General features: G+C 70.0%; 24 protein-coding genes and 2 pseudogenes. 13 read left to right on the top strand and 13 right to left on the bottom strand.

The window, feature by feature from the left end:
* Positions 1-105: 105 nt before the first annotated feature.
* Positions 106-294, top strand: a pseudogene (locus HPC71_RS21130) (ISL3 family transposase); the annotation flags it as partial.
* 173 nt (positions 295-467) lie between these two features.
* Here the strand turns inward: HPC71_RS21130 and HPC71_RS21275 are convergent.
* The 6 genes and pseudogenes from HPC71_RS21275 to cysD all read right to left on the bottom strand — a co-directional run.
* Positions 468-665, bottom strand: a pseudogene (locus HPC71_RS21275) (transposase); the annotation flags it as partial.
* 243 nt (positions 666-908) lie between these two features.
* Complete coding sequence (locus HPC71_RS18410) at positions 909-1,310, bottom strand: hypothetical protein (RefSeq protein WP_154615276.1); 402 nt, start codon at positions 1,308-1,310, stop codon at positions 909-911.
* 1,506 nt (positions 1,311-2,816) lie between these two features.
* The gene (locus tag HPC71_RS18405; protein ID WP_154615277.1) at positions 2,817-3,854 is read right to left on the bottom strand and encodes a glycosyltransferase family 4 protein; all 1,038 of its coding nucleotides are present in this window, start codon (positions 3,852-3,854) and stop codon (positions 2,817-2,819) included.
* Complete coding sequence (locus HPC71_RS18400) at positions 3,851-5,170, bottom strand: glycosyltransferase (protein WP_154615278.1); 1,320 nt, start codon at positions 5,168-5,170, stop codon at positions 3,851-3,853. Before HPC71_RS18400 ends, HPC71_RS18405 begins: the two co-directional genes overlap by 4 nt.
* 34 nt (positions 5,171-5,204) lie before the next feature.
* Entirely contained in the window at positions 5,205-6,479 is a 1,275-nt protein-coding gene (gene cysN, locus HPC71_RS18395; protein ID WP_230084374.1) for a sulfate adenylyltransferase subunit CysN, read from the bottom strand.
* Entirely contained in the window at positions 6,479-7,393 is a 915-nt protein-coding gene (cysD, locus tag HPC71_RS18390) for a sulfate adenylyltransferase subunit CysD (RefSeq protein WP_154615279.1), read from the bottom strand. The genes cysN and cysD overlap by 1 nt, the downstream gene beginning before the upstream one ends.
* 181 nt (positions 7,394-7,574) lie before the next feature.
* Between cysD and HPC71_RS18385 the strand changes: the two genes are divergently transcribed.
* Positions 7,575-8,741 (top strand): nucleotide sugar dehydrogenase, encoded by a 1,167-nt coding sequence (locus HPC71_RS18385; RefSeq protein ID WP_171897029.1) that lies wholly within the window; start codon positions 7,575-7,577, stop codon positions 8,739-8,741.
* A 436-nt stretch (positions 8,742-9,177) separates the two neighbouring features.
* On the opposite strand, the gene HPC71_RS18380 is transcribed toward HPC71_RS18385, so the two are convergent.
* On the bottom strand, positions 9,178-10,128 hold the full coding sequence (locus HPC71_RS18380; RefSeq protein ID WP_171897028.1) for a sulfite exporter TauE/SafE family protein: 951 nt from the start codon (positions 10,126-10,128) through the stop codon (positions 9,178-9,180).
* Positions 10,129-10,227: 99 nt separating this feature from the next.
* On the opposite strand from HPC71_RS18380, the gene gmd reads away from it, so the two are divergent.
* Positions 10,228-11,256: a GDP-mannose 4,6-dehydratase gene (gene gmd / locus HPC71_RS18375; protein ID WP_154615281.1), complete on the top strand. Its 1,029-nt coding sequence runs from the start codon at positions 10,228-10,230 to the stop codon at positions 11,254-11,256.
* Positions 11,257-11,320: 64 nt separating this feature from the next.
* Here gmd and manA read toward each other — a convergent pair whose 3' ends face one another.
* The gene (manA, locus tag HPC71_RS18370) at positions 11,321-12,553 is read right to left on the bottom strand and encodes a mannose-6-phosphate isomerase, class I (protein ID WP_154615282.1); all 1,233 of its coding nucleotides are present in this window, start codon (positions 12,551-12,553) and stop codon (positions 11,321-11,323) included.
* Positions 12,553-14,364, bottom strand: a complete 1,812-nt coding sequence (gene cysC, locus HPC71_RS18365) for an adenylyl-sulfate kinase (RefSeq protein WP_171897027.1) — start codon at positions 14,362-14,364, stop codon at positions 12,553-12,555. Before cysC ends, manA begins: the two co-directional genes overlap by 1 nt.
* A gap of 39 nt (positions 14,365-14,403) precedes the next feature.
* On the opposite strand from cysC, the gene HPC71_RS18360 reads away from it, so the two are divergent.
* From HPC71_RS18360 to HPC71_RS18330, 7 genes are all read left to right on the top strand, one after another.
* Positions 14,404-15,357, top strand: a complete 954-nt coding sequence (locus tag HPC71_RS18360; RefSeq protein WP_154615283.1) for an asparaginase — start codon at positions 14,404-14,406, stop codon at positions 15,355-15,357.
* Positions 15,358-15,452: 95 nt separating this feature from the next.
* Positions 15,453-15,605 carry a hypothetical protein gene (locus HPC71_RS18355; RefSeq protein WP_154615284.1) on the top strand — a complete coding sequence of 51 codons (153 nt, stop codon included), beginning with the start codon at positions 15,453-15,455 and terminating at the stop codon, positions 15,603-15,605.
* A gap of 88 nt (positions 15,606-15,693) precedes the next feature.
* Positions 15,694-16,077 (top strand): helix-turn-helix domain-containing protein, encoded by a 384-nt coding sequence (locus HPC71_RS18350; RefSeq protein ID WP_154615285.1) that lies wholly within the window; start codon positions 15,694-15,696, stop codon positions 16,075-16,077.
* Positions 16,078-16,100: 23 nt separating this feature from the next.
* On the top strand, positions 16,101-16,751 hold the full coding sequence (locus tag HPC71_RS18345; RefSeq protein WP_154615286.1) for a hypothetical protein: 651 nt from the start codon (positions 16,101-16,103) through the stop codon (positions 16,749-16,751).
* 99 nt (positions 16,752-16,850) lie between these two features.
* Positions 16,851-17,285 (top strand): D-aminoacyl-tRNA deacylase, encoded by a 435-nt coding sequence (gene dtd / locus HPC71_RS18340; RefSeq protein ID WP_171897026.1) that lies wholly within the window; start codon positions 16,851-16,853, stop codon positions 17,283-17,285.
* Between the two features lie 33 nt (positions 17,286-17,318).
* Complete coding sequence (locus HPC71_RS18335) at positions 17,319-17,609, top strand: DUF2516 family protein (protein WP_154615288.1); 291 nt, start codon at positions 17,319-17,321, stop codon at positions 17,607-17,609.
* Between the two features lie 111 nt (positions 17,610-17,720).
* A complete protein-coding gene (locus HPC71_RS18330; RefSeq protein ID WP_154615289.1) occupies positions 17,721-18,071 on the top strand; it encodes a phosphomannose isomerase type II C-terminal cupin domain in 351 nt (116 codons plus the stop codon).
* On the opposite strand, the gene HPC71_RS18325 is transcribed toward HPC71_RS18330, so the two are convergent.
* Both HPC71_RS18325 and rfbB read right to left on the bottom strand, forming a co-directional pair.
* A complete protein-coding gene (locus HPC71_RS18325; RefSeq protein WP_253943782.1) occupies positions 18,053-19,447 on the bottom strand; it encodes a sugar nucleotide-binding protein in 1,395 nt (464 codons plus the stop codon). The genes HPC71_RS18330 and HPC71_RS18325 overlap by 19 nt on opposite strands.
* A 2-nt stretch (positions 19,448-19,449) precedes the next feature.
* Positions 19,450-20,448, bottom strand: coding sequence for a dTDP-glucose 4,6-dehydratase (rfbB, locus tag HPC71_RS18320; RefSeq protein WP_171897024.1), 999 nt, complete (start codon positions 20,446-20,448; stop codon positions 19,450-19,452).
* A 38-nt stretch (positions 20,449-20,486) separates the two neighbouring features.
* Between rfbB and rfbA the strand changes: the two genes are divergently transcribed.
* Positions 20,487-21,347 carry a glucose-1-phosphate thymidylyltransferase RfbA gene (gene rfbA / locus HPC71_RS18315; RefSeq protein WP_154615290.1) on the top strand — a complete coding sequence of 287 codons (861 nt, stop codon included), beginning with the start codon at positions 20,487-20,489 and terminating at the stop codon, positions 21,345-21,347.
* A 47-nt stretch (positions 21,348-21,394) separates the two neighbouring features.
* Positions 21,395-22,846, top strand: coding sequence for a tyrosine-protein kinase domain-containing protein (locus HPC71_RS18310; protein WP_253943780.1), 1,452 nt, complete (start codon positions 21,395-21,397; stop codon positions 22,844-22,846).
* Positions 22,847-23,062: 216 nt separating this feature from the next.
* On the opposite strand, the gene HPC71_RS18305 is transcribed toward HPC71_RS18310, so the two are convergent.
* Both HPC71_RS18305 and HPC71_RS21195 read right to left on the bottom strand, forming a co-directional pair.
* Positions 23,063-24,526 (bottom strand): sugar transferase, encoded by a 1,464-nt coding sequence (locus tag HPC71_RS18305; protein WP_154615291.1) that lies wholly within the window; start codon positions 24,524-24,526, stop codon positions 23,063-23,065.
* A 185-nt stretch (positions 24,527-24,711) separates the two neighbouring features.
* Positions 24,712-24,846, bottom strand: a complete 135-nt coding sequence (locus HPC71_RS21195; RefSeq protein ID WP_257866215.1) for a hypothetical protein — start codon at positions 24,844-24,846, stop codon at positions 24,712-24,714.
* Positions 24,847-24,975: 129 nt separating this feature from the next.
* Here HPC71_RS21195 and galE point away from each other — a divergent pair, with 129 nt between their 5' ends.
* Positions 24,976-25,980 (top strand): UDP-glucose 4-epimerase GalE, encoded by a 1,005-nt coding sequence (gene galE / locus HPC71_RS18300; protein ID WP_154615292.1) that lies wholly within the window; start codon positions 24,976-24,978, stop codon positions 25,978-25,980.
* Positions 25,981-26,002 lie beyond the last annotated feature (22 nt).

Here is a 26,002-nt window from a genome sequence, read left to right as displayed (position 1 = left end):
CGTGGCGGTCCCGGGATAGACGTCGAGGTCTCCCGAGGATGGAAGTTCTCACGCTGACCATCTGGAAGACGAAGACGTGCCCGCCCGCTACCCTCGGCGAGCGCCCTGACGCGTTCGCCCACCCCGATTGTGTCCACCTTCTGCCGCCTCGACGAGCTCGGGCTCGTCGTCACCGCCAGCGCCTCGATCCCGGGCCGGGCGTTCCTCGCCTGCCGCGTTGTCGAGCTCGGCCAGTGGTGCCGCCGCTGCGGCTGCGAAGGCACTGCCCGCGACACCGTCACCCGGCAGTTAGCGGCGCTTCTTACTTGAGGTGGGCTGGCGAGTCCGCCCCCGATCAGGGGCGATCTTCTTGGCCTCGGCCGGGTTGGGGTGGCGGTAAGCGGTGCGGAGCTGTTGGCGCAGGTCCAGGCGAGCCAGACCTGCAGGTGCGCCTCGTTGGCGGCGATGGCGGTCTCGAACCGGGTCCACTGGCGGTCGGTGAGCTTCTCGACGCCGGCGCGGAGCATGGTGCGGAAGCCGTAGAGCGGGTCGCCCTTGCAGCCCCGGTGACCCAGGGTGTCTTGCTGGACCTGGCGGCGGCACTCATCGACGCGGCGATGCCGAGCTTGACGACAGACATGGAAGGAATCGAGGACCGGGACGCCGTCCTCGAGCTGGGCGTCGATGGCGTTCTTGTAGCCGTGGAACGGGTCGAGCGTGGCGACCTCGACACCGTCAGGAAGTCTTGGCTGCGGGTCTTGACCTAGTCGCCGTAGGCCGCACCCGATCGGCCGGGCACGAGGTCGAGGAGCCGGGCGCGGACGCGTCCTTGCTGGTCGCGGGTGAGGTCGACCATCCCGGTCAGTTCCTTCGGGCCACGTCCACCGTCTTCGATGGGCCTGGTCGTGACGCGGTGCCAGATGTGCTGATCAACCACCAGGGCTCGCACGCGTGCGAACCTCGTCGGCGGCCATCGCCGCGACCAGCGGCTCGATCGAGCGCCACACCGTGCGCCACGTGGTGCCGAGCTGCCGCGCGATGCCGGCGATCGAGGCGTGCTCGCGGCGCAACTGACCGGTGGCCCACCAACACGGGCGGGTGGTCAACAACGCCCGCGGCCGGGCCAGGTCGTCGTGCTGTTCGGTGAACGCCTTGGTCGCGCACTTGGCCTCTTCACAGCGCCAGGTCCGCTTGCGTTGCACCAGCTGGACCGGTCGCCCGAAGCACGGCGCGTCGACCAGGATCACGCCGCGACGGCCGCGGCTGAAGGCGATGACCCCGCAGGCCGGGCAGCCCATCGGCCCCGGCGTCGACTCCCCGACCACCCGCAACCGGCCGCGGTGTTCGGCGACCTCGGTGATGTGAAACCTCCGAGGCCCACGAGGAGGTCGCAGGGCTCGCAGTAGGAGGGATCTGTGCAAGAGCGCGCGCGAGCACACGCCGTAGGCTCGGACACTATCGAGTCCTTCCGGTCGGTCAGCTTGGTCGCTAGCGATCTTCGGGAGGCCTCGGCGCGTTCCCCAGTCAGCTCACCGCCGCGAGTCGTTCACACCCACCGCAGGTAGGAAGAGCCGGTTAGAGCCGTCCTTCCTGCAAGCCCATCCCTGTGTTGGCCTCGAGCGGCACGCCGAAGCTGGCCCAACTCGGCGATAACAGATCAGTGCGGATCGGTTAACGCAAATTCCGATAAGAGAATAAAAGGAGCGAGAAACTGCGCAGGATCGACGCAACGGTCAGGCCCGCGGCCGCAATCACTGCCCCGCCCAGAACGCTTCCCCCGAACACAAACGCCAGCGTCAAGGCAGTATAGAATGCACTATTTAGGCTTACGAACCGTGCAAAATTCTGGCCTTGCAGGAGGGCGCCGAGAGGTGCTGTGAGCGAGATGAACGGAACTGCGAGAAAAAGGCACCGAAGGGCATCTGACGATGATTCGTAATCGCTTCCTAGCGTAAGCTGGACTAGTGTCGGCGCGGCTAGCGCTAGGGGGATAGACGCGACCAGTATGACCGCCCCGGCTAGGGCCAATCGGAGAGCATCACTGCGCGCTGCTGATGCCGATGACCGGGTCGAGCGGGGCAGGAGGAGCGTGGTCAGGGTTTGCGGGATCAGTAGCAACGGCCTGATCGTCTTGTCGGCGGCAGAATACATCCCAGCTTGGACCGCGCCTGCTGCGAAACCTACTAGGGCGCTATCCAGGTACCTCAACTGGCCGGATAGAGTGTTGACGAAGTACGCTGTCGATTCCTTGGCGACGGTCGTAATCGGTGTTGTCGACGCGCACCGGCTCGGACGGACGATCGCAATACTGGTATATGCGACAGCTGAAGCCTGGCCGATCATCAGGGAGGAAGCGAAAGCCAGGGTCGGGTCTGAAAAGGGCGCGAGCAGGTACACGAACAGCGCGACTCCGCGTCGGAGGGCCAACGAGATGGTTACGGGACCAATTCGTCCGTAAGCCACTGGGATGCTGAGCGGCACCTCGTTGTACTTGTCGAGAATGAAGGCTATAGCTAGAAGTCCGAGTGCTGGTATTTGCTTGTCTAGCGATCCCGACACGAAGCATCCGATGCCGATGCACGTAGTAGCGGCAAGAGTTGTTCGCCGATTGAGTCGAAGGATAGCCCATGCCCGACTGCGATCGCCCGTGCCCGAGACTTTTGATAGGTAAGTTGCAGTTCCCAGTTCGGTAATGGACCCCGCGACGATGGCAATGGCCATGACCACGCTGGCTAGCCCGAAAGATTCAGGTCCTGCATCGCGAGCAAACAAGAAGAGCCCGACGGCCTGGAGTACACTCGCCCCGCCGCGCGTGGTGAAAAGTGCTATGAATCGCCTCACTTCTTCTGGGCAAGGACCTGTGAATAGACTTCCTGGGTACTTTCGGCGACTTCTGCCCAAGTGAAATTGTGGAGACAGGCAGGGTCGGGGTACTCCAACGCGTGCGTCATTACGCGGTTCCAAGAGGCTATGTCACCAGGGGTGGCTGCGTATTGGCCGGTGACTTCCAAAATCTCAGCGAGGCCGCCGGTTTGAGACCCGATCGCCGACGTCCCGCAGGCGAGCGCCTCGAGCACGACTAGGCCAAGCAGTTCCGGCCTCGTGAATTTCTGCTCTCCGTAGGATTCGACTGATGGCAGGACGCAGAAGCGTGCTGAAGCGTAAAGGTTCGGGAGTTCGGTATCCTCTGGAGAGCCCACAAAGTCGACCTTTTTGCCGGAGGCCAATGTGCGCAGTTCGTGATAGTACTCCGGATCTCGGACTTCTCCAGCGATAGTCATAGTTGCGCCATCGGGTAGCGCTTGAATGGCTACGTGTGCGCCCTTGTGAGGAAGTAGCCGTCCGACAAAAACGAAGTCGACTTCGTTTTTGTCGGCGAGTGTTCCCAAACTTCCGTTTCGCAGGACATGGTCCCCAGCGCCGTAGATCACCCTCGACACTGGTATGACGTTGTCGGGATCAACGTCATATACGCTCCAGTTACTGATCGCTGCGAGTCCGTTAATGAGACGGTTGCGCCTCCGGCCGAGGGCCCGGCCTGGCGTAACTCGGCCGCCCCCGTAGTCCGACAGAACGATGGGCGTGCGACCCCGCAGGCGCTGGATTAGCGCATGATCAAACCCTGGTGTGTTCAGCTGGTGGATATGGACGATGTCGGCTGCGCGCATGGCCTCGTGGAGGCTCCGGATCGTACTAGGACGCGCGTCGAAACTGCCGGGGTCCACTTCGAAAGCCTGATGGAGCTTCGGAACGGAGAACAGCCGCTGATCCGAATTAATCGCATGAAGTGCCCGAGCGAACTCATTGAAGTAGCGCTCGCCTCCGCCGCGTTGGCCGACCCTGAATACGGCCGGAGTGATGTGCAAGATTTTCATGGGCTACCTGCCTCTGAGTCGGGGAGGTCCGGAACCAAAGTTTCGAAGAAGTGCTTGTACTGATTGAGTACCTGTTGGTCGGTCGGCACTAGTCGCTCGGATGCGAGAGTGCGGCTGATGCCTTGGCGAACGCCCTGGTCGGTCGCGAGGCGAATCAAGTTCTCGGCGAGTGAGAGTTCGTCACCGGGTTCAAAAAGTAAGCCGTTCACCCCATCGGTAATCCATTCGAGAGGCCCGCCAGCAGCGGCGGCGATTGTCGGCTTGCAGGCCGCGAGATACTGTAAGACAGTCTGACCCAAGGGCTCGGGGCGCACAGAAGCGTGGATGCAGATGTCCCACTGATCAATTAGGCCCCAGATGTCATCGACTTGGCCCAGGAAGCGAACTCGATCTTCAATGCGGAGTTCGCGACAAAGGGATCGAAGTTCCTGTGCGTAGATTGATTCGGAGAATGCGGCAGAACCGGCAATTTCGAGGACCACCTGGCTGTCGGAAAAGGCCGCCGCAAAGGCGCGGATTGCGATGTCCTGCCCTTTCCAAGGGGTCAGTCGTCCCAGGATTCCGACGCGCTCGACCGTGGGAGGCACAAGTGTTTCGTTGTGCGGACTCTTGAGTCCGATCGGCGAAGAAACTACAACTCGCTTGGCGCTGCCCTTCAGAATTGGGGATGCGCTGTCGAGCGTGAACCTTGAGTTTGCAATGACGCCATCTGCGCGACTGAGCGCTAGTCGAAGTGCGCGATAACCCCACGGCCCAAGGGCCTCCGCGTCGACATTATCTCGGAGGTGGATTACAAGAAGGCGGTCTGATCCTACGACCGAGGCCCAGGCAATCAGTGCGGCGCGACTAGTATTTGCATGGACGATGTCTACGGCCCGAAAACGCTTGGCCAGCCGCAACTGACTGGCATGAAATAAAATCCGTGTCAGCGCCCCAACTGTTCCCAGCGCACCAGCTCTGGAGGTGCCAGCGGGATGCGTTACCCAGGCGCGATGCTTGCAGCGGTCGTCAATAGATGAGAAGACGTCCTCGGGGCTCCCTGGAGCGCGATGCGGCAGGCACAACAGGTACTTCCAAGGAACCCCTTCTTGCAGCATGCGAACCAGCGCGAGCTCGGCGCCGCCGACCTCGAGCGAGTGATCTAGGTGAGCGACTGCAGTGGTGGGATTGCGGCCTTGAGGCTGGTCGCGCTGGGCATGAGAGGGACGGAAGGCTTTGGTCCCGCCGATTGCTCGTGAGAACGCGGGTAAATGCCAGCGTTGATTGCTAATGGGGCGCCGCCTTAGCAAGGGTTTCGCATGAGCGGAACCAGCCAACTTTCTCGAGTATCACCACGCACCAAACCTACGCTTAGCTGGCGCTGTTGATCATTCCTGCGCCCACCGTCACCCCGGTCGCTTCATCAATGAGGATGAAAGAACCGGTGGTGCGGTTCTGTGAGTAGGGGTCGCAGAGCAGCGGCACGGTCGTCCGCAGCTGGACGCGGCCGATCTCGTTGACGCCGAGCTCCTTGGTCTCCTGATCGCGGTGCAGCGTGTTGACGTCCAGGCGGTACTGGATGTCCTTCACCAGGGCCCGCGCGGTGCGGGTGGTGTGCTTGATGGCCAGTTTCTGTCGCGGCTTGAGCGGGGTGGTGGTCATCCAGCAGACCATCGCGTCGATGTCCTGGGAGGGCTGCGGGGCGTTCTTGACGCGGGCGATCATGTCGCCGCGTGAGACGTCGACATCGTCCTCGAGGTGGATGGTCACCGACATCGGCGGGAACGCCTCGGTGATCTCCTTGTCGAAGAGGTCGATCTTCGAGATCTTCGAGGTCATGCCGCTGGGCAGCACGACGACCTCGTCGCCGGGCTTGAACACACCGCCGGCGACCATGCCGCCGTACCCGCGGTAGTCGTGGAACTCGTCGGACTTCGGCCGGATGACGTACTGCACCGGGAAGCGCGCGTCGATCAGGTCGCGGTCGGAGGCGACGTGGACGTTCTCGAGGTGGTGCATGAGCGTGGGACCGGAGTACCACGGCATGTTCTCGGAGCGGTTAACGACGTTGTCCCCGGCGAGCGCCGAGATCGGGATGACCTCGAGGTCCGGGATGTTGAGCTTCGTGGCGAACTGGGTGAACTCGTTGTGGATCTTGTCGTAGACCTCCTGGGAGAAGTCCACGAGGTCCATCTTGTTCACGGCGAGCACCAGGTGCGGGACCCGGAGCAGCGACAGGATCACCGCGTGCCGGCGGGACTGCTCGGTGAGGCCCTGGCGGGCGTCGACGAGCACCAGTCCGAGATCGGCGGTGGAGGCGCCGGTGACCATGTTCCGGGTGTACTGCACGTGGCCCGGGGTGTCGGCGATGATGAACTTGCGGTTCGGCGTCGCGAAGTAGCGGTACGCCACGTCGATCGTGATGCCCTGCTCGCGCTCGGAGCGCAGCCCGTCGGTCAGGAGGGCGAGGTCGGTGTAGTCGTACCCCTTGGACCTCGAGGTCGACTCGACGGCCTCGAGCTGGTCGGCGAAGATCGACTTCGAGTCGAGCAGGAGCCGTCCGATGAGGGTGGACTTGCCGTCGTCGACGGAGCCCGCGGTGGCGAACCGGAGCAGGTCCATCTGGTTGCTCTTGACGGTGCTCATCAGAAGTAGCCTTCCTTCTTCCGGTCCTCCATGGCTGCCTCGGAGAACCGGTCGTCGCCACGGGTGGCGCCTCGTTCGGTGAGCGTCGCGATCGAGATCTCGTCGATGATCTCGTCGACGGTCGACGCGGTGGACTCCACGCACCCGGTCAGGGTGATGTCGCCGCAGGTGCGGAACCGCACGGTGCGCTCCTCGACGACCTCGCCGGGGCGCAGGGGGTTGAGCGGGGTCTCGCTCATCAGCATGCCGTCGCGCTCGAAGACGCGGCGCTGGTGGGAGAAGTAGATCTGCGGGATCTCGATGCCCTCGCGGCCGATGTAGTCCCAGATGTCCAGCTCGGTCCAGTTGGAGATCGGGAAGATCCGCATGTGCTCGCCGGCGTGCAGGCGGCCGTTGTAGAGGCTCCAGAGCTCGGGGCGCTGGTTCTTCGGGTCCCACTGGCCGAACTCGTCGCGGTGGGAGTAGACGCGCTCCTTGGCGCGGGCCTTCTCCTCGTCGCGGCGGCCGCCACCGAAGGCGGCGGTGAAGCCGTTCTCCTCGATGGCGTTGAGCAGGGTGCCGATCTGGAGCCGGTTCCGGCTGGTCTTGCCGTCGTCGACGACGACGCCGTTGGCGATCGCGTCGTCGATGCTCGCGACGACGAGGTTCACGCCGAGGCGGTTGACCCAGTTGTCGCGGGTGGCGAGCACCTCGGGGAAGTCCAGGCCCGTGTCCACCTGGAGCACGGGGAAGGGGATCTTCGCCGGGTAGAACGCCTTCTCGGCCAGGCGGAGCATGACGATGGAGTCCTTGCCGCCCGAGAACATCAGGACGGGCTTCTCGAACTCCGCAGCGACCTCGCGGAAGATGTGGATCGACTCGGCCTCCAGCTGGTCGAGCTGGCTCAGCCGGTAGTCGGCGTGGGTGTCGGTCATGACGTGCAGGGGACCTCTCGTCGGGACAGCAGCCGTCATCGTAGCCACGGCGAGCCGTGGGGGGCGAAGCCGTGCCGCATGGCGGTGACGCGCATCATGCAGGGCGCGTGACCGGTCGCGCTTCCGTGACCGTCGGGTGAACACGGTCCGTCGGGGTCCGGCTCCGGCTTAGGCTGCTGCGGTGAAGATCGCCATCGCCGGACTCGGCTACGTCGGCCTCTCCAACGCCGTCGTCCTTGCTCAGCACCACGAGGTGCGCGCACTCGACCTCGACCCAGAACGGGTGGCGATGGTCAATCGGCGCGAGTCGCCGTTGGAGGATCCCGAGCTCGAGGACTACCTCGCCAACCGGGAGCTTGACCTCGTGGCGACGGTCGACAAGCGCGCGGCGTACGACGGGGTCGATCTCGTCGTCATCGCCACCCCGACCGACTACGACGACCGGACGAACTACTTCAACACCCGCTCGGTGGAGTCAGTCGTCGCCGACGTGCTTGAGCTCGCGCCGACCGCGACGATGGTGATCAAGTCGACGGTCCCCGTCGGGTTCACCGCCTTGCTCCGCGAGCAGCACCCAGGCGCGTCCATCGTCTTCAGCCCGGAGTTCCTGCGCGAGGGCCGGGCGCTCTGGGACAACCTGCATCCCTCACGGATCGTGGTGGGGGACCGCGGGGAGGCAGGTCGGCTCTTCGCCGACCTCCTGGTCGAGGGAGCGGAGGACGAGGACGTGCCCGTGCTGCTCACCGACTCGACCGAGGCCGAGGCGATCAAGCTCTTCGCCAACACCTACCTGGCGCTGCGCGTCGCGTACTTCAACGAGCTGGACACCTACGCGCTGACGCACGGTCTCGACAGCGCCCAGATCATCGAGGGCGTGGGGCTCGACCCGCGGATCGGGAGCCACTACAACAACCCAAGCTTCGGGTACGGCGGCTATTGCCTGCCGAAGGACACCAAGCAGCTCCAGGCGAACTACCAGGACGTCCCGCAGAACATCATCGGCGCCATCGTCGAGGCGAACACGACCCGCAAGGACTTCATCGCCGCCGACATCCTCAAGCGGGGCCCGCAGACGGTCGGCATCTATCGCCTGATCATGAAGGCGGGCTCGGACAACTTCCGGATGTCCTCGATCCAGGGCGTGATGAAGCGGCTCAAGGCCAAGGGCGTCGAGGTCGTCGTCTACGAGCCCGCGCTCGAGGATGAGCTGTTCTTCAACTCCGAGGTCGTGCGTGACCTCGACGAGTTCAAGAAGCGGTCCGACGTGATCGTGGCGAACCGGCGGACCGACGTGCTCGCCGATGTCGCGGACCGGGTGTACACGCGGGACATCTACGGGCGCGACTGAGGCCGGTCGGCGCCGGCCCTCGGGGATTGGCCGTGGTGAGGCCCTGCGCGGGTGCGGGGGTCTCGACGTTCGGCTCGCTGGCGCTCGCCTGCTCGACCAGCGGTGGGGCTCGCTGGCTGGGGGATCGGCGGTGGTGGGGTCCTGCGCGGGTGCGGGGGGTCTCGACGTTCGGCTCGCTGGCGCTCGCCTGCTCGACCAGCGGTGGGGCTCGCTGGCTGGGGGATCGGCGGTGGTGGGGTCCTGCGCGGGTGCGGGGGGTCTCGACGTTCGGCTCGCTGGCGCTCGCCTGCTCGACCAGCGGTGGGGCTGCTGGGCCTGATCGACCGGTTGTGGTGGGGCCCTGCACGGGTGCGGGGGTCTCGACGTTCGGCTCGCTGGCGCTCGCCTGCTCGACCAGCAGTGGGCGCCTGGCGCTCGCCTGCTCGACCAGCGGCGGCTACTGGTCCTGCGTCTGCTTCTGGTCCTGGCGGTCGTGGTACCAGGCGGCGGCGTTGTTGTCGAAGGCCGGCAGGCCGCGGGTCTGGCGGATGAAGCCCCAGGCCAGGGGGCCGAGGAGGAGCAGGCCGGCGCCGATGATGCCCACGACCTCGGGGGAGACGCCGAGCATCTTCAGGCCGGTGAGGCTCAGCACGATGACGATGCCGCGGCGGATGACCGACTGGCTGACCCAGCTGGCCATCCGGGCGCCGAGGAACGTGCCGGGGGTGCCGCCGAGGATCAGCGGGATCAGCACGGCCCAGTCGACGCCGTTGACGACGACGTGGCCGATGGCGGCGGCGAGGACCAGCGGGACGGCCTGGACCAGGTCGGTGCCGACCAGCTTCAGCGCCGAGAGCGTCGGGTAGAGCAGCAGCAGCGCGACCATGATCAGCGAGCCGGAGCCGACCGAGGTGATGCCGACCAGCAGGCCGCCGACCGCGCCGACGAGCAGCGTGGGGATCGGGCGGATCGCGGGCTCGCCGGCCGGGGCCTGGTTGCCGGAGGTCACGAGGCGCAACTGGAGGTACATCCGCAGGGCGTAGCTCGCGGCCGCGAACAGCAGCGCGATGCCGATCGCGGTGACCAGGAAGTCCTCGGCGTCCTCGCCGCCGATCTCCTGGACGATGAAGCCCCCGGCCAGGGCGAACGGCACCGACCCGACGATGAGGTACGTCGCGAGCTTGATGTTCGGCGACCCGGTGCGCCAGTGGACCGAGGCGCCCACGGTCTTGTTCACCGCTGCCGCGACCAGGTCGTTGGCGACCGCGGCGCTCGGCGGGATGCCGAGGAAGATCAGGGCGGGTGTCATCAGGGCGCCGCCGCCCATGCCGGTGAGGCCGACGACGATGCCGACACCGAAGCTGACGGCCAGGACGGCCAGGGCGGAGGTCGTGAGGAGATCGGCCACGGGGTGGGAGCCTAGGCCTGTCATCGTGAAAGGCAGGATTTGGCACCGGGCGCGCCGCATAGGGTGTGGGTTTCGACAAGCTCAACCAGCGGAGGACCCATGACGAAGCGGGCGCTGATCACCGGGGTGACCGGGCAGGACGGCTCCTACCTCGCCGAGCTGCTGCTCGCCAAGGGGTACGAGGTCCACGGGCTCGCGCGGCGTACCTCCTCGGTCAACACCTCCCGGGTCGAGCACCTGGTCGAGGACACCCACGACCCCGACTGCCGCTTCTTCCTCCACCGCGGCGACCTCTCCGACGGCGGCCGGCTGCTGGCGCTGCTCCAGCAGGTGCGGCCCGACGAGGTCTACAACCTCGCGGCGGAGTCCTACGTCGGCGCGAGCTTCGAGGAGCCCGAGCACGCCGGCGAGGCGGCTGGCATCGGCGCGGTGCGGCTGCTGGAGGCGCTGCGGATGTCCGGGGTCGGCGCGCGGTTCTACCAGGCCGGGAGCTCGGAGATGTACGGCGCGGAGCCGCCCCCGCAGAGCGAGGGCACGCCGCTGCGGCCGCGGTCGCCGTACGGCGCCGCGAAGGCCTACGCGCACTGGCTGACCACGACCTACCGGGAGAGCTACGGCCTGCACGCGGTCAACGGGATCCTCTTCAACCACGAGTCGCCGCGCCGCGGCGAGGTGTTCGTGACCCGCAAGATCACCCGGGCGGTCGCGCGGATCCAGGCGGGCCTCGACGACTTCGTCTACCTCGGCAACCTCGACGCGGTCCGCGACTGGGGCTACGCCCCGGAGTACGTCGAGGGCATGTGGCGCATGCTCCAGGCCGACGAGCCGGAGGACCTCGTGCTCGCGACCGGCGACAGTGCGACCGTCCGCGAGTTCGTGGCGGCGGCCTTCGACCACGCGGGGCTGGACTGGGAGAAGCATGTGCGCTTCGACCGCCGCTACGTGCGTCCGGTCGAGGTCGACGCGCTCGTCGGGGACGCCAGCCGCGCCGAGGCGCGGCTGGGCTGGAAGCCGCAGGTGCGGTTCGCCGAGCTCGTGCGGATCATGGTCGACGCCGACATCGAGCTGCTCAAGCACGAGGGCCGGCACTGGATCGACCGGCCCGACCTGCCCGCCTGGCAGGGCTGAGCGGCCCAGGGCTGATCGGCCCAGGGCTGATCGGCGCGGGGCTGATCGGCGCGGGGCTGACCCGCTAGAGCTGGACCCCGCCGATCGCGACCCGGCCGGCGCCGACGATGCGGACCGGGCCCTCGGCGTCGCCGACGAACACGCTCTGGCCGCGGCTCGCGGCGAGGGTCTCGTGGCCGGTCAGCAGCTCGACCTCGCCGTCGAGCACCACGATCGTCCGCGGGCCCGAGGCCGGGGCGGTCACCCCGGGGACGTCGCCGACCGTGAGGGCGAAGTCCGGCACCGGCGGCTCGAGGTGGCAGTGGTGAGGGGCGTTGACCGCCGGCAGCCACTGCGGCCCGGGCATCGGGGTGAAGTTCGTGACCGACAACAGCTCGGGGACGTCCTTGTGCTTGGGGGTCAGGCCCGCGCGCAGCACGTTGTCGGAGGACGCCATGATCTCGACGCCCAGCCCGGAGACGTAGGCGTGGATGACGCCTGCGTCGAGGAACATCGCCTCGCCCGGCGCCAGCACCACGTGGTTGAGCAGCAGCGTGACCAGCACGCCGGGGTCGGCGGGGTAGGCGTCGATGAGCTTGCCGACCATCGCGAAGACCCGGGTGGCCTCGCGGTTGATCCGCGCGGGGTCGACGCGGACCGGGTTGGCCCGCATCTCCTCGCGGTGGCCGCGCTCCTCGGCGTGCCGGGCGGCGCGCTGGACGTCGGCGAGCAGCCGCTCGAGGTCCGGGCCCGACCGCGCGAGCACGTCGGTCACGATCGCCCGCAGGGTCTGGAACGCCGGGCCGGACTCCAATCGGTGGGCCACGTCGTCGGCCCAGGGCAGGTCGAGCAGGCGCAGGATCTGCGCGGACTTCTCGGTGTCGCGGAAGCCGGCCATCCCCTCGAAGCGGGTGAGGGCGTAGATCAGCTCCGGCTTGTGCGAGGTGTCCTGGTAGCTGCGGTGCGGCGCGTCCAGCGGCACGCCGGCGGCGTCCTCACGGGCGAAGCCGATCCGCGCCCGCGAGGTGCTCGGGTGCACCTGGAGAGAGAGTGGCTCGGCCACCGCGAGCACCTTCATCAGGTACGGCAGGCGCGGGCCGAACGTGTCCAGCACCGCCTGCCCGAGCAGCTCGCGGGGCGCGGCGGCGATGACGTCGTTGAGCGCCCGGCCGTCGGGGAGGTACGACGGGTCGCCGTCGTGCGCCCCGATCCAGAGCTCCGCCTGCGGGTCACCGGTCGGCTCGGTCCCGAGGAAGCGCGGCAGGTGCGTGCTCGAGCCCCAGGCGTACTCCCGGATCGCGTTCCGCAGGACGAACATCAGCTCCGCGCCTCTGCGCGCTCGGGCGCGGCGAGCCGCGGGACGACCACCTCGAGCAGCTCCTCGATGCCGGCGGCGGCCCGCTCGGCGGCCTCGGGCCCGAGCCGGTAGGGGTCGGCGACGTCGAGCTCCGGGCTCGCGGCGCCGCGGCGCCCGCTGATCGTGGTGATCAGCGCGCGGCCGGTCAGCGTCGGGTCGGCGGCGCGGGCGGCCTCGGCGAACTGCCCCAGGGTGAAGACCTTCCGGAACGCCGCGGGCTGCTCGTCGAGGATGAAGCTGCGGTGGGCCGCCTCCGCGGTGAGCACCAGGTCGGCCTCGTCGACCATCTGCCGCGTGATCGCGCGGCTGCGGAAGCCCGCGGCCTCGGCTCCGCGGGCGGCCAGCGTGGCGCTCATGACTTCGTCCATCGGGTGGTCGCGGAAGCCGTGGGTGCCGGCGCTGGCGAACGTCACCGACGCGTCGGTCCCCGCCAGCCGGCGGGCGAGGAGCTCCATGAACGGGGAGCGGCAGATGTTGGCGGTGCAGACGAAGAGCACCCGCAGGGGGCGGTCGGCCACGGTGGGCGCCGGGGTCGGGGCGGGCGCGGCCGCCGTGGTGGCCGCCGGGTCGGCGAGGTCGAGGTAGCCGGCCTCGCGCAGCGCCTCGACGACGTCGCCGAGGGCGTCGTCGATGGTGCGGCCGGTGGTATCGACCCGGACGTCGGCGTCGGCGGGCTCCTCGTAGGGCGAGGAGATGCCGGTGAACTCGGGGATCTCCCCGCGCCGGGCCTTGGCGTAGAGGCCCTTGCGGTCGCGGCGCTCGCACTCCTCCAGCGGCGTGGCGACGTGGACGAGGAAGAACGCGCCACCGGCGTCCTCGACCATCGCGCGGACCTGCTGGCGGGTCTCGTCGAACGGCGCGATCGGGCTGCACACCGCGACGCCGCCGTGGCGGGAGATCTCGGCGGCCACCCAGCCGATCCGGCGGATGTTGGTCTCCCGGTCGGCCTTGGAGAAGGTCAGCCCGGCCGAGAGGTTCCGCCGCACCACGTCGCCGTCGAGGCTGGTGACGGTGCGGGTGCCCTGCTCGAGCAGCCGGTCCATCAGCGCGCGGGCCAGGGTCGACTTGCCGCTGCCGGAGAGGCCGGTGAAGAACAGCACCAGGCCCTGGTCGGCCGGCTCCGGGCGGTCGAAGTCGACGACCACGGCGATCGAGGGCGGGTACGCGTCGTCGTCCGCGGGCTCGGCGAGCGCGTGGACCGGGTCGCCGGCGGCGTACGTGCGGGCGACCTGGACCCCGAGCCGGTGGTCGAGCTCGGCGTCCCCGTGGGCGGCGAGCGGCACCGCGACGACCGCGGCGTCCGGCAGCAGCGCGGCGGCGGCGAGGCTGGCGCGGAGGAGGCCGACGGGGGACAGCGCGGGCGTGCCGGCGCCGACGTAGGCGAGGAGGACGACTGGCCCGAGGGCGCGGACCTCCTCGACCTGGGCCTCGGTGAGCGCGTCCGTGACCGGCACGAACGTGCGACCGGCGTACGCCCCGCGGACCTGGGCGGGGGAGAGGTAGTGACGGCGGAACGGGCCGTACTGCACGTGGGTCAGCGCCTCGACCGCCCCGCCCGGGACGGAGACCCGGGCCAGCGGCAGGCCCTCGGGGTCGACCAGCTCGACCGCACCGGCCTCCGCGGCCGCGGACGCGACCTCCGGGGGGAGCGTGAGGGTCACGGGGCTGCCCGGCTCGTCGAAGCGGGTCAGCGGCGCGAGCGCCCCGGTGACCAGCAGCTCGAGGTCGTCGAGCTCGCGCGGGGTGGGGCAGTACTGCGGCGGGGTCGGCACCCGCTCATCCTTGCAAACCGGCGTGCTTGGGTGGGTCGCATGCCCGCTCCTGCTGCTCCCGCCCCTGTCGTCGCCGAGGTCGTCCGGTCCGGTTTCGTCGAGGGCCGCCACCACGGCTCCGTCGTCGCGCTCGCCGCCGACGGGACGGTGGAGTGGTCGGTCGGCGACGCCGCCGCGCCCGTGCTGCCGCGCTCGTGCAACAAGCCGGTCCAGGCGCTGGCGATGGTGCGTCACGGCCTGGACCTGCCGCCGGACCTGCTGGCGCTGGGCTGCGGGTCGCACTCCGGCGAGCCGCTGCACCTCGAGGGCGTACGCCGGATCCTGGCGGCCGTCGGGCTCGACGAGTCCGCCCTGCGGACGCCGGCGGACTGGCCGATGGACGAGGAGACCCGGCTGGCCTACGTCCGCGCCGGCGGGGAGAAGGCCCCGCTCGCGATGAACTGCTCGGGCAAGCATGCGGCGATGCTCGCGACCTGCGTGGTCAACGGCTGGGACACCGCCACCTACCTCGACCCCGAGCACCCGCTCCAGCGCGCGATCCTGGCGACCTTCGTCGAGCTGACCGGTGAGCCGGTCGCCGTGGCCGCGACCGACGGCTGCGGCGCGCCGCTGCTGTCGACCTCGCTCACCGGTCTGGCGCGGGCGTTCCGGACGCTGGCGGTCGCCGGGGAGGGGCCCGAGCGCCGCGTCGCCGACGCGATCCGCCGGCACCCCGAGATGGTCTCCGGCACGACCCGGGACGAGCGGGACGTGCTGCTCGCCCTCCCCGGCGCGATCGGCAAGATGGGCGCGGAGGGCTGCCACGCGCTGGCGCTGCCCGACGGGCGCGCGTTCGCGCTCAAGATCGAGGACGGCGCCGACCGGGCCCGCCGCGTGGTGCTGGCGGCCGCACTCGACCGCGCCGGCGTCGCCGACGACGCCGTGCGCCGCACCGGACGGGTCGAGCTGCACGGCGGCGGACGCGTCGTGGGCGAGGTCCGCGCGACCCTGTGACCCGCTCCCGATCTGCGGCCTGACCTGGGCGGAAGTCGTCTAGACCCGTCTCGAAGGTCCGTGTGCTCGGTGCGCCGAACGGTAACCATGCCCGCATGTGGATCGTGGTGCTCCTGGCGACGGCGTGGTGCCTGCTGGCCCTCCCGCTCGCCGTGGCGGTCGGCCGAGCCTTCGCTGCCGGCGAGACGGCTGAGGAGACGGCCGAGGAGACGGCTGAGGAGACGGCAAGCGTCGACCTGCTCTGCTAGCGCTGCAAGCGGCCGTCCTGGCTCGTTGTGAACGGCCTCACCGTGCTTGCAACTTGCAAGCGCTAGCAAGAGCAAGCACACTGGGGGCATGGCGAAGGGAAAGGTTGGGACCGCAGTCGGGTCCCTCGGGGACTACCTGCGGGAGCAGCGCACCGCCGCGTCGCTCTCGCTCCGTCAGCTCGCCGAGCAGGCGGGCGTCTCCAATCCCTACCTGAGCCAGATCGAGCGGGGGCTCCGCAAGCCGTCCGCCGAGGTGCTGCAACAGATCGCCAAGGCGCTGCGGATCTCCGCGGAGCAGCTCTACGTCCGCGCCGGGATCGTCAGCCCCGAGGACGGGGTCGGCGGCTCCGTCGAGCTCGCGGTGCTCAACGACAGCGCGCTGACCGAGCGGCAGAAGCAGTCCCTGCTCGACATCTATGCCTCGTTCCTGGCTCTCAACGCCGGGCAGCCCGAGGCCGAACCCCAGGACTGACCCACCGAGAAGAGGAGCTGGACATGGCACGGACCACGTTCGACATCAAGACCCTGGCCGACATCGAGATCCCCGCGGTCGCCAAGCGGCCGCTGTACGCCGGCGTCGGCGCCACCGACCTCGTCGTCGGCTACGTGCGCGACTACGCCACCACCGTCCAGAAGGCTGTCGCCGACCTGGACCTGGAGCCCAAGGCCCTGCGCGACCAGGCGCTCGTCGCCGTCAGCGCGCGGGTCGAGGCGCTGTCGAAGGACGCCAAGGCCCGCCGCGCCGCCGTCGAGTCCCGCGTCGCCGAGCTCCAGGGCGAGGCCCGCGCGCTCCCGACCCGCGTGCAGACGACTGTCAACGACAACGTCGAGGTCGTCTCCGGCACCTACGCCGACCTCGCCCAGCGCGGTGAGCAGCTGATCACCCGCATCCGCCGCCAGGAGGAGACCAAGGCGACGACGACCGCGGCGAAGACCACGGTCAGCAAGGCCAAGGCCACGCGGACCCAGACCGCCAAGGCCACCAAGGCGACCGCCCGCAAGGCCACGACCACCGCCAAGCGGACGGCGAAGAAGGCCAGCACCGCCCCGAAGAGCAGCGCCAAGGGCACCGCCACCGCAGCCAAGAAGACCGCCGCGTCGGCCACCAAGGCCACCACCGCCGCGGCCAAGAAGGTCGGCGACTGAAGAGCAGACGAGCAGCTCAGCCTGTTCTGAACGGGACCCCCGGACCTGATGGTCCGGGGGTCTCGTCGCGTGTACGCACGGGTGCGGCAAGGTGGCCCCGTGCGTGCCGTTGTCCAACGAGTCCTGCAGGCCACGGTCACCGTCGACGGCGAGGTCGTCGGCGCGATCGACCGGCCCGGCCTGCTCGTCTACCTTGGCGTGACCCACGGCGACGGGCCGGCCGAGGTGGCCTGGACGGCCCGGAAGATCTGGGACGTCCGGCTGCTGCGCGAGGAGCGGTCCGCGAGCGACGTCGGGGCGCCGGTGCTGGTGGTCAGCCAGTTCACGCTGTACGGCGACGCCCGGAAGGGGCGGCGCCCCACCTGGCAGGCCGCGGCGCCCGGGCCGGTCAGCGAGCCGACGTACGAGGCGGTCTGTGCGGAGCTCGTGCGGCTCGGCGCGCGCGTCGAGCGCGGGCGGTTCGGGGCGGACATGCGGGTCGCGTCGGTCAACGACGGGCCGATCACGCTGATCCTGGACACCGCCGAGCGTTGAGGGCCCGGCGGCCGGCACCGATAGGCTGAGGGCGTGACCGACGTCTTCGCCATCGAGGGCAGCATCCTGCTGCTCGTCGAGTTCGTGCTGCTCGCGGTGAAGATCTTCGCCTTCGTCAACAGCCTGCTCTTCAGCGCGGAGGCCTACGACGCCGCCGGCAAGCTGACCAAGCCCGCCTGGTGCCTCATCCTCGGCCTCGGCCTGGTCCTCCAGCTGCTGCTCATCGGCTCCCCGATCAGCCTGCTCAACCTCGCCTTCACCATCGCGGCGTTCGTCTACCTCGCCGACGTCCGGCCCGCGCTGACCGGCCTGCGACGCCGCTGAGGCCCGCGCCCACCGGTCAAGACCACCGGGCGGCCTTGAGGGTTGCTTGATCTGGCGTGGCTAGCGTCGGCCGGACCGCGGGGCGGGGGGCTCGGCGGAGTGGGGAGAGCCATGATCGGCGAGCGCGTGACCCGGCCCTGGGGCTGCTGGCAGGTCCTGGACGTGGGCGAGGGGTTCAAGGTCAAGCGGATCACCGTCCGCCCGCAGTCCCGGCTGGCCTACGAGACCCACGAGCACCGCGCCGAGCACTGGGCGGTCGTCTCGGGCACGGCGACCTGCGTGGTCGACGGTCAGGTGCGTCTTGCCGGCCCGGGGGAGTCGGTGGACGTCGCGGTCGGCCAGCCGCACCGGATCACCAACCTCGAGGACGAGGAGCTGGTGCTGATCGAGGTGCAGACCGGCCGCTACACCGGCGAGGACGACGTCTGCGCGGTCGAGGACGGCTACGGCCGGTCGGCCTGAGCGGCGACGTACCGCTCGAGGGCGACCATCGCGTCCTCCGGCTCGAACCCGGTCGCCCGGAGCTTCGCCAGGTCCAGCACGCTGCCGAGCGGGCGCGGGGCGAGCTGCTTGCCGGCGCCGTACGCCGCGGTGCTGGTCGGCGACACGTCGGACTCCGCGCGGCCGGAGAGCCGGAAGACGGCCCGCGCGACGTCGTACCAGGAGGTCGGCTCGCCGGCGTTGGTGACGTGGTAGGTGCCGTACGGCGCGCCCGTGTCCAGCAGGTGGCGCGTCGCCCGCGCGAGCTCGTCGGCGAAGGTCAGCCGCCCGACCTGGTCGTCGACGACGCCGGGGGAGACCCCGCCGGCCGCGAGGCGCTGCATGGTGCGCACGAAGTTGGCGCCCTCGCCGATCACCCAGGACGTGCGCAGGACGTAGTGCCGCGGCGCGGTGCCGACCGCGAGGTCACCGGCGGCCTTGGACTGGCCGTAGACGCCCAGCGGCGAGAGCGGCTCGTCCTCGGTGTGGCCGTCCGGGCCGCCCGCCGTGCCGTCGAAGACGTAGTCCGTGGAGTAGTGCACGAGCGTGGAGCGGTGCTCGGTCGCCAGGCGGGCGAGCGTGGCGGGGAGGGTCGCGTTCAGCGCCCAGGCGGCCCGGCGGCCCTCCGGGGTCTCCGCGGCATCGACGGCGGTGTAGGCGGCGGCGTTGAGCACGACGTCGTGGTCGCGCCAGGGCAGGGCCGCCGCGGCGTCGGGGTCCATCAGGTCGACGTCGTCCCGGGTCACCAGCGTGGCGTCAGGGAAGGCGGCGGCGAGGGCGCGGCCGACCTGGCCGGCCGCGCCCAGGACGAGCGGGCGACGCACGGGCATCGGCGCGACCTCGGCCAGCAGCGGGTTCGCGCGGTCCTTCTCCGAGAGGATCGACTCAGCGGGCGGCACTGGCCACGGGATCGCCAGCGCCGGGTCGGCGGGGTCGACCGCCAGGTAGGTCGCGTCCGGGCGCCAGTGGTCGTTGACCAGGTAGGAGTAGGACGTGCCGTCCTCGAGGGTCTGGTAGGCGTTGCCGACCCCGCGGGGGACGAGCACCGCCAGCGAGGGGTCGGCCTCGACCGTCACCACGCGGCCGAAGCCGTCGCCCGCGCGGAGGTCGACGTAGGCGCCGAAGACCCGGCCGGTCACGACCGAGATCAGCTTGTCCCACGGCTCGGCGTGCACGCCGCGGAGCGTGCCGCGCCGGTGGTTGAAGGCCAGGTTGTGCTGGACCGGGCCGAGGTCGGGGAACCCGAGGTCGGCCAGCTTGCGGCGCCGCCAGTTCTCCTTGAACCAGCCGCGCGCGTCCTCGTGGACGTCGAGGTGCACGAGCAGCAGGCCGGGGATCGCGGTGGGCTCGACGTGCACGCTCACTGGCCCTTCGCGGCGTACGACGCCTCGGTCGCCGCCTTCTGCGGTCGCCACCAGGCCTCGTGGGCGACGTACCAGTCGATCGTGTCGGCCAGGCCGGACTCCACGTCGGTGAACCGGGGCGTCCAGCCCAGCTCGGCCCGGAGCTTGCCGGACTCGATCGCGTACCGCCGGTCGTGGCCGGCCCGGTCGGTCACGAAGTCGATGTCGTCCTCGTCGCGGCCGAGGTGCCGCAGGATCGTTCGCACGACCTGCAGGTTGTTCCGCTCGCCGTCGGCCCCGACGAGGTAGGTCTCGCCGATCCGGCCGCGCTCGAGGATCGCCAGCACGGCCGAGGAGTGGTCGTCGGTGTGGATCCAGTCGCGCACGTTCAGCCCGTCGCCGTAGATCTTCGGCCGGCCGCCGTCGAGGACGTTGGTGACCTGGCGGGGGATGAACTTCTCGACGTGCTGCCAGGGCCCGTGGTTGTTCGAGCAGTTCGAGATGGTCGCCCGGACCCCGAAGCTGCGCACCCACGCGCGGACCAGGTGGTCCGAGCCCGCCTTCGTGGCGGAGTAGGGGCTGCTGGGGCGGTACGGGGTGTCCTCGGTGAACCGCTTCGGGTCGTCGAGGTCCAGGTCGCCGTAGACCTCGTCGGTCGACACGTGGTGCAGCCGCGCGTCGTGGCGGCGGACCGCCTCGAGGAGCGTGAACGTCCCGACCAGGTTGGTGTGCACGAAGGGGGCCGGGTCGTCGAGGGAGTTGTCGTTGTGCGACTCGGCGGCGAAGTGGACGACGGTGTCGTGCGCCGCGACGAGCGGCTCGACCACGGCCGCGTCGGCGACGTCGCCGACCACGAGCCGGACCCGGTCGGCCGGCAGGCCGTCGAGGGCGGCCCGGCTGGCGGCGTACGTCAGCTTGTCGAGGACGGTCACCTCGGCGTCGGTGTGGGCGAGGACGTGGTGGACGAAGTTGGCGCCGATGAACCCGGCACCGCCGGTCACGAGTAGTCGTCGCACGGTGCGAATCCTAGGGGCCGGACCTCTAGGGTCGGCGCATGCGCGGCATCATCCTGGCGGGCGGCACGGGCTCGCGGCTGCACCCCATCACGCGGGCGGTCAGCAAGCAGCTCATGCCGGTGTACGACAAGCCGATGGTCTGCTACCCCCTGTCGACCCTGATGCTGGCCGGGATCCGCGAGGTCTTGGTGATCACCACGCCCCACGAGCAGGAGCAGTTCGTCCGCCTCCTCGGCGACGGGTCGGCGCTCGGCATCTCGATCACCTACGCCGCGCAGCCCTCGCCCGACGGGCTCGCCCAGGCGTTCCTCATCGGCGCCGACTTCGTCGCCGGCGACACGGTCGGGCTGATCCTCGGCGACAACATCTTCTACGGCACGGGGCTCGGCACCCACCTGCGGCGCTTCCACGACATTGACGGCGCGGCCGTCTTCGGCTACCAGGTCTCCGAGCCCTCGGCGTACGGCGTCGTCGAGTTCGACGCCTCCGGGCGCGCCGTCTCGCTCGAGGAGAAGCCGGCCCGCCCCCGCAGCCGGTACGCCGTCCCAGGTCTCTACTTCTACGGCCGCGACGTCGTCGACCACGCCCGCGAGCTGCGGCCCTCGCCCCGTGGCGAGCTGGAGATCACCGACCTCAACCGCCGCTACCTCGAGCGGGGGCGGCTCCATGTCGAGGTGCTGCCACGGGGATCGGCCTGGCTGGACACCGGCACCTTCGACGCCATGAACGACGCCGCCAACTACGTCCGCGCCATCGAGCACCGGCAGGGCACCAAGATCGGCGCGCCGGAGGAGGTGGCCTGGCGGATGGGCTACATCGACGACGACCAGCTCCGTGCGCTCGGCGAGGGCCTGCGCGCCAGCGGGTACGGCGACTACCTGCTCGGGCTGCTGGACTGACATACCCCGGGCGTGCGAGCGGGACGCTCCTTGCCCCCTAGGATGCGGTGACGCTGCACCCCGACCAGGAGGAACACGTGGAGCTGCGGGACTACGCACGGATCCTGCGACGGAGATGGGCGCTCATCGTCGTCGTGACCGCCTTGGTCCTCGGGGGCGCGGCGCTGCTGACGTTCACCGCGACGCCGCAGTACGCCTCCTCGACGAGCCTCTACGTCAGCACCTCCGACAGCGAGTCCACCTCGGAGTCCTACCAGGGCGGCCTCCTCTCCCAGCAGAAGGTCACCTCCTTCGCCGAGCTCGCGACGAGCCGGCGCCTCGCCGACGCGGTGGCCGCCGAGCTCGGCGACGTCGACGCCGACACGCTCCCGGAGAAGGTCTCGGCCGAGGTCAGCCCGGAGACGGTCATCCTCAAGCTGACCGCGACCGACGCCGACCCCGACGAGGCGCGGCGGATCGCCCAGACCTACGCCGAGGCGATGACCGACCTCGTGCGCGAGGTCGAAACCGGGGACGGGCAGAAGACCGCCGCGGTCAAGGCCACCATCGTCGACTCCGCCTCCGAGCCGGGTGGCCCCGTGTCCCCGCAGCCGGTCCGCAACCTCGGGCTCGGTCTGGTGCTCGGCCTGCTGCTGGGCGTCGGCCTCGCGGTGCTGCGCGAGGTGCTCGACACCAGCATCTCGAGCCTGGACGACCTGAGCGCGACGACCGAGGCGCCGCTCCTGGGGACCATCGCCTACGACGCCTCGACCCGCACCAGCCCGCTCATCACCACCCTGGACTCCCACGCCCCGCGCGTCGAGGCGTTCCGCGTGCTGCGGACCAACCTCCAGTTCGTCGACGTCGACGTCGCCAGCAAGGTCTTCGTCGTCACCTCCGCCGTCCCGGCGGAGGGCAAGACCACGACCGCGGTCAACCTCGCCGTGACGCTCGCCCAGGCCGGCACGAAGACGCTGCTCGTCGAGGCGGACCTCCGCCGGCCCAAGGCCACGGGGATGCTCGGTGTCGACCACGCCGTGGGCGTCACCACGCTGCTGCTCGGGAAGGTCGCGCTCGACGACGTCATCGTGCGCCACGACGAGACCGGCCTCGACATCCTGCCCAGCGGGGCGATCCCGCCGAACCCGGCCGAGCTGCTCCAGTCCCGCGCGATGGCCGACCTGCTGGCCGAGCTGCGCAACCGGTACGACGTCGTGATCATCGACGCCCCGCCGCTGCTGCCGGTCACCGACGCCGCGCTGCTCGCGGCCCAGGCCGACGGCGCCCTGCTCGTCGTCCGCCACGGCAAGACGACCCGGGACCAGGTGGGCCAGGCCGTCGAGCGGCTCGCCTCCGTCGACGCCGAGCCGATCGGCACGGTGCTGAACATGACGCCGACCAAGGGGCGCGGCGGCTACGGGTACGGCTACGGGTACGGCTACGGGTACGGCTACGCGCCCGAGACCCCGGCGGCCCCCACGTCCAGGCGCGGCAAGCGGTCGGAGACCGCCGGCGCCTGAGCGCCGGGTGGTGTCTCGGGGCGGGCGGGCGCCCGCAGCCTTCGGTTGACCCTGTTGGGGCGACCGCACCGCGACGCTCGAGCGCCCACCCGAGACCGGGAGAGCGGCTGGACGGACCGCGCACGCGGACCGTGTGGATGTCGTCCCAGAGCGGGGAGGCAGAGGCGTCCTCGTGGTGCCGTTGACGGTCCGCCAGGCTGCGGACCGATGTAGCGGCTAGTAAGCGCCGCGCGAGCCGAAGACGGCGCCGAAGGTCTTCGCGAGGATCGAGAGGTCCTGCATCATCGACCAGTTGTCGACGTAGTAGAGGTCGAGGCGGACCGCCTCGGACCAGGAGAGGTCCGAGCGGCCGGAGACCTGCCAGAGACCGGTCATCCCGGGCCGGACGCGGAGCCGCCGGACGGTGTCGCCCTCGTACAGCGCGACCTCGAGGGGCAACGGGGGACGGGGGCCGACGAGGCTCATCTCGCCGCGCAGGACGTTGAACAGCTGGGGCAGCTCGTCGAGGGAGAGCCGGCGCAGCCACCGGCCGGGCCGGGTGACGCGCGGGTCGTCCTTCATCTTGAACAGGCCGCCCTCGTAGCCCTGCTGGGCGTGGAGGTCCTTGAGCCGCTGCTCGGCGTCGACCACCATCGTGCGGAACTTCAGGCAGGGGAACTCCCGGCCGTCGTGTCCCACGCGGACCTGCCGGAAGAGCACCGGGCCGCGGTCGTGGAGCTTGATCTGGAGGGCAGCGAGCAGGAACAGCGGGCTGAAGGCGACGATCAGGCCGGCCGAGCCGACCATGTCGAAGAGTCGCTTGCCCCAGCGGGAGGCGTCGGTCGCCCGCGGCGGGTCGATGTGCATGAGGGGCAGGCCGCCGACCGGGCGAACGCGGATCCGCTCCCCCGAGACGTCCGTGACGCTAGGTGCGACGACGAGCTGGACCCGCTCGTGCTCGAGGTCCCAGGCGAGGCGACGCATCTGGCTGGCCGACGCCAGCGCGCCACCGGCGATGAAGACGATGTCGGCGCCGGACTCCAGGACCACCGAGGTGATGTCGTCGGAGTTGCCCAGGACCGGGATGCCCGAGCGGGTCTCCTCCTCCAGGTAGTGGGCCGGGGTCAGCGCGCCGACCACGCGGTAGCCCAGCCAGCGCTCGCGGCGGAACACCGCGGCAATCTCGTCGATGTGGGCGGGTGACCCGGCGATGAGCACCCGGTGCAGCAGCGTTCCACGCCGTCGGGCCTGGTGGAGGGCGGTGCGCACGGCGTACCGCCCGACCAGCAGGGCGGGGACGCCGATCGCGAAGGCGAGGAAGTAGAAGCCCCGGGACAGCGGGTAGTCGGCGAAGAAGCACCCGACGCCCACCAGGGCAGCGGCGACCATGGAGCCGTTGAAGACGCGCTTGTACTCGTCCGTGCCCGCCCCGAAGAGGTTCGGGCTGTAGCACCCGGCGACGAGCAGGGTCAGGATCCAGCCGAGGACGACGAGCGGACCGGCCGTGCCCAGGCTGTCCGCGACGTTCGCCGGGCTCGGGAAGATCCCGAAGGTCTCGCGGCCCTCGGCGGCCACCAGCACCGCGCCGACCACGATGCCGAGATCCAGGACGAAGGAGGTCGGTGGGAGGAACCGCAGGGACCGGGAGGGCCCGCTCAGCCGCAGCCGCAGCCGCAGCCGCCGGTCGGCGAGAACGGTCACGCGTCCTCCATCAGGGCGTCGACAGATCGGTCAGGGGTCGTGGCCGGCGGCGCGGCTCGCAGAGGACAATCTAGGGGCTCGAGCCCGTCGGTCGCGCCAGGCCCGTGACCGCGGACACGTCCGGCTTTGTCCGGAGAGCCCGCCCTCGGCGGTCGGTCCGGGGAACCGAGCGCCGCGGGACGGCCTCAGGTGGGCGTCGCGCCGATCGTCGAGACGTCCTGGTCGAACGCTCCCGGCACCTCGGGGTGCAGCCCCCGTCGCTCGCACCAGGACTCGTACGGCTTGCTGAGCCGCTCGTCCCTCAGGTCGCTGATCCCCATCTCCGGCCTCCTGCTGGTCGCTGGCTGCCCGTGCCCGCTGCGGCCGGGGGCCAAACGCCGCGTGCAGATGCTCCCAAGGCGTCGGCCAGCCCAGCCGGGTCGGCTGCGCGGGGCGATAGCCTGCCGGGCATGAAGGTCCTCGTCACCGGCGGCGCCGGCTACATCGGTTCGACCACGTGCAAGGCGCTCGAGGAGGCCGGTCACGTGCCGGTCGTGCTCGACTCGCTGCTGTCCGGTCCGCGGGTCTTCGTCGGGGACCGCGCCTTCTACGAGGGCGACATCGCCGACCGGGCGCTCGTGCGCCGGATCGCCGAGGAGCACCCCGACCTCGACGCCACCATCCACATGGCGGCCCGGATCGTGGTGCCGGAATCGGTGGAGAAGCCGTATGAGTACTACCGCGACAACGTCGCCAAGTCGCTCGAGCTCTTCGACGAGCTGGCCGGGCTGGGGCTCGGTCGGGTGCTGTTCTCGAGCTCGGCCAGCCTGTACGCCACGAAGGACTCCTTCGAGGTCACCGAGGAGGACGCGCTCGCGCCGCAGTCGCCGTACGCCCGGACCAAGCTGATGATGGAGCAGGTCCTCCAGGACATGGCGGCGGCGACCGGCCTGCGCGCGATCATCCTGCGCTACTTCAACCCGATCGGGTCCGACCCGGACCTGGAGACGGGCATCTACGCCAAGGAGCCCTCGCACGTCCTCGGCCAGCTCGTGATGGCCGCCCGCGGCCAGAAGGACAGCTTCACCATCACCGGCGTCGACCACCCGACCCGCGACGGCACGGGCATCCGGGACTACATCCACGTGTGGGACCTCGCTCGCGCGCACGTGCGCGCGGTGGAGAAGTTCGACGAGGTGATCGAGGCCGCGGGCGCACCCAGCACCGTGATCAACGTCGGCACCGGCTCGGGCGTGACCGTGCGCGAGCTGATCGCGTCGTTCGAGAACGTCTTCGGCTCCCCGGTCCCGACGACCGAGGCGCCGCCGCGGCCCGGCGACGCCGTCGGCGCGTTCGCCAACGTCGACAAGGCCCACCGCCTGCTCGACTGGTCCACCGAGTTCTCGCTCGACGACGCGATCGCCTCGGCGCTCGCGTGGGGTGAGAAGCGCCGGGAGGTCCTCGGCTACGAGTGACCGCGTCCCGAGCGACCGGCGG

This window comes from Nocardioides marmotae, from assembly GCF_013177455.1.
GTDB lineage: Bacteria > Actinomycetota > Actinomycetes > Propionibacteriales > Nocardioidaceae > Nocardioides > Nocardioides marmotae.
Note: the sequence above shows the minus strand (reverse complement) of the source record. Positions and strands in the feature narration are given on the sequence as shown.

Coding starts and splice junctions, on each gene's coding strand:
- HPC71_RS18405 (WP_154615277.1), bottom strand. CDS start 3,854: ATGAAAATCTTGCACATCACTCCGGCCGTATTCAGGGTCGGCCAACGC.
- cysN (WP_230084374.1), bottom strand. CDS start 6,479: ATGAGCACCGTCAAGAGCAACCAGATGGACCTGCTCCGGTTCGCCACC.
- cysD (WP_154615279.1), bottom strand. CDS start 7,393: ATGACCGACACCCACGCCGACTACCGGCTGAGCCAGCTCGACCAGCTG.
- gmd (WP_154615281.1), top strand. CDS start 10,228: ATGACGAAGCGGGCGCTGATCACCGGGGTGACCGGGCAGGACGGCTCC.
- manA (WP_154615282.1), bottom strand. CDS start 12,553: ATGTTCGTCCTGCGGAACGCGATCCGGGAGTACGCCTGGGGCTCGAGC.
- HPC71_RS18360 (WP_154615283.1), top strand. CDS start 14,404: ATGCCCGCTCCTGCTGCTCCCGCCCCTGTCGTCGCCGAGGTCGTCCGG.
- HPC71_RS18355 (WP_154615284.1), top strand. CDS start 15,453: ATGTGGATCGTGGTGCTCCTGGCGACGGCGTGGTGCCTGCTGGCCCTC.
- HPC71_RS18350 (WP_154615285.1), top strand. CDS start 15,694: ATGGCGAAGGGAAAGGTTGGGACCGCAGTCGGGTCCCTCGGGGACTAC.
- HPC71_RS18345 (WP_154615286.1), top strand. CDS start 16,101: ATGGCACGGACCACGTTCGACATCAAGACCCTGGCCGACATCGAGATC.
- HPC71_RS18330 (WP_154615289.1), top strand. CDS start 17,721: ATGATCGGCGAGCGCGTGACCCGGCCCTGGGGCTGCTGGCAGGTCCTG.
- rfbA (WP_154615290.1), top strand. CDS start 20,487: ATGCGCGGCATCATCCTGGCGGGCGGCACGGGCTCGCGGCTGCACCCC.
- HPC71_RS21195 (WP_257866215.1), bottom strand. CDS start 24,846: ATGGGGATCAGCGACCTGAGGGACGAGCGGCTCAGCAAGCCGTACGAG.
- galE (WP_154615292.1), top strand. CDS start 24,976: ATGAAGGTCCTCGTCACCGGCGGCGCCGGCTACATCGGTTCGACCACG.